Genomic DNA, 1,944 nt, shown 5'->3' with positions numbered 1-1,944 from the left:
AACGACCTTCCGCTATTGCTACCATGACCCGAATTTTCTCTGGAGAGTTACAGTATTCTAATCTAGTAAACCGCGCTATTAGTCTCTTAGAAAGCTCCCTAACTTTTTGAGACTCCCTCGTTAAGCTCATGTGGAAGCCCTTGTTTAAAAACAGCTTCCACATCACATAATTTTTACTTATCAGTAAAAGCCCAGTATAGCATAAAAATAAATAGTTTTGTGTGACGAAGATCAATGTATAACCTGAAAATTTAAGTAACTATCATGATGGAGGAATAGTAATAAAACAATTTTATAAAATGGACTTTATGAAAACTGTAATCATTGTTGGTGCTGGACCCTGCGGACTATTAATGGCTCACTATTTGTTGCGACGTGACAGTAAATATTGTGTCGAGCTATATGAAAAACGCTCTGATCCAAGACTTAATCCTGTGTCAACTGCTCGCTCCCACATTATTTCCCTAGGGTTTCGAGGACGAGCCGCCCTTCGTGAAGTTGGTTTAGAGTCCTTGGCAATAGAACGGGGAACAATGGCTTTAGGACAAGAAATCCATAATTCCCGTGGAGTCGTTCAATCTATTTCTCGAAAACAACCTCGACTCCTGATCGAGCGCAATGTCCTCACCAATCTTCTTTTAGAAACCTTGACCAAACGCTATGATGCTAGTCGCCTAAATATACACTTCAAACACGAATGTATAGCTGTCAATCTAGAAGCAAAATCGGCTGTTTTTCAGTCAGCTTCAGGCTATCAACCATGCGCCTACGATCTTTTGATTGGAGCTGATGGGGTACGGTCTAAAGTCAGAAATATACTACACCATAAAACCGGTCTTGAGGTCAAGCTCCGCAAAAGTCCGATTGAGCTTAAAACTTTAACGCTGCGCTGTCCTGAAAATCACCCTGAGTTGAAATTAAATAGGGATAGTGTTCATTTGTATTCTTTGGGATCGTCTGGAAGTCTTCTGTTTTGGCCTACACCCAATGGAAATTACAACGGTATAGTTTGCTTTGCTCGAGGGTATAATCGTTTAGCTAATATTTCATCGGGTTCAGAGGTTTTAACCTTCTTCAGAAAGTATATGGGGGATTTCAGGCAGTTGATATCACCCGAAGAAGTCGATGCTTTTGCCCAGAAGCCTTTCTTTGAAACAACAACGGTGAGGTGTAGTCGCTACCACTTTGGCAATAGTGTTTTGCTAGTCGGAGATGCCGCTCACGGCGTTTCAGCCATTATCGGCCAGGGATGCAGTGCGGCTCTTGAAGATGGTCTAGTGTTTAACCAACTGCTAGATGAATATGATGATAACTTAACCCAAGCTGTCCCTAAATATACCCAATGCCGTCGCCCCGATATGATCGCCCTAGAGCAAATAAGCCATAGCCTGTTTCCTTTAAATATTTATCTAGTAGGTCTATTGTTGCTGAAGCACGTTTTTGATCGCACACTCCATCGCTGGTTTCCCAAGTTTTGGGCTTCCTCTTTAGTGGATATGATATCAGAAACCACTATCCCCTACCGTCATATTTTGCACAGCCATTCCCGTTGGTTTAAAACGATCAATGCCTTAAATCAGCTAATTCTGCGGAGAGGTAAACGTTTATTCAAGCCCAAACCTATGCTATAAAATGCCTAAGATCTACTGTTAATCACAGGTTAATTTATCCCGAATTCAGGTTAATTATGATAATTTTGCCACTTAAAAATATATAAGCATAGGATAAACAATCCTACGGCTACTATCACCAGTAAAAGTAAGGGTTGCCACAACAGATCAAACCCAATTCCTTTTAGTAGAACACTACGCAGGATCAAGATGTAATAGCGCAGTGGATCTAGAAGGGTCAATCCTTGAAACAAAGGAGGCATGGCTTCAATGGGGGTGTAAGCTCCAGATAACTGCACTAGAGGCACATTAATAAAAAGCGTGGTCAGGAATG

2 protein-coding genes are annotated in these 1,944 nt (G+C 41.3%); one reads left to right on the top strand and one right to left on the bottom strand.

The window, feature by feature from the left end:
- Positions 1–308 precede the first annotated feature (308 nt).
- Positions 309–1,631 (top strand): FAD-dependent oxidoreductase, encoded by a 1,323-nt coding sequence (locus tag F6K38_RS40560; RefSeq protein WP_287251435.1) that lies wholly within the window; start codon positions 309–311, stop codon positions 1,629–1,631.
- Between the two features lie 50 nt (positions 1,632–1,681).
- Here F6K38_RS40560 and F6K38_RS40555 read toward each other — a convergent pair.
- A partial coding sequence (locus F6K38_RS40555) for an ABC transporter permease (protein WP_287360500.1) occupies positions 1,682–1,944 on the bottom strand: 263 nt, incomplete at its 5' end.

Source organism: Moorena sp. SIO3B2, from assembly GCF_010692525.1.
GTDB classification, from domain to species: Bacteria; Cyanobacteriota; Cyanobacteriia; order Cyanobacteriales; family Coleofasciculaceae; genus Moorena; species Moorena producens.
This window is presented reverse-complemented; position numbering and strand designations above follow the sequence as displayed.